Here is a 551-nt window from a genome sequence, read left to right as displayed (position 1 = left end):
GTGGGGGATATAAAAATGCGTACAATTTTACTTTTTCTAAATAACATGTCTACTGATGAGATAGAAAGTATTAGAGAAATACACGATCCTTTATGTGGTTTAATTCCTCCCCACATAACAATTGTATTTCCTTTTGAAGGTAATATTTCAAATGATGAATTGAAATCACATATTTCGAATCTAGCAAAAGGGATAGGTACAATTGAGATTAAGTTTGCAAGTGGTGTAACTAGTATAGGAGGCTATTTATTTTTAGAAATTGAGCAAGGAAAAGAACAAATAGAAAAACTACATGATAAATTGTATACAGGCCCCTTATTACGATTTTTGAAAAGAGACATTCCATACATACCACATGTAACAGTTGGGAGAAAAGATAGCGCGGAGTTAGCGGCTGAAATAGCGAAGGATATTCCTAGTTTTCATGAGAAGTTAAATTGTGTAATTGATAGAATTAGTGTGGAACGAATTGGTGAGAATGGAGAATCAATTATTGAATTTGAAGTACCATTGCAAAAAAGCTGACAAAAGTCAGCTTTTTTATTTCATAC

Annotated in this window: 1 protein-coding gene; it reads left to right on the top strand. The window is 32.3% G+C overall.

The genetic code is table 11. The features are described from left to right. Window positions 1-15 precede the first annotated feature (15 nt). Window positions 16-525, top strand: coding sequence for a 2'-5' RNA ligase family protein (locus AC1DJR_RS32960; RefSeq protein ID WP_429688365.1), 510 nt, complete (start codon window positions 16-18; stop codon window positions 523-525). The last annotated feature ends 26 nt before the right edge of the window (window positions 526-551 follow it).

The organism is Bacillus sp. 05T31 (assembly GCF_056396725.1).
Note: the sequence above shows the minus strand (reverse complement) of the source record. Positions and strands in the feature narration are given on the sequence as shown.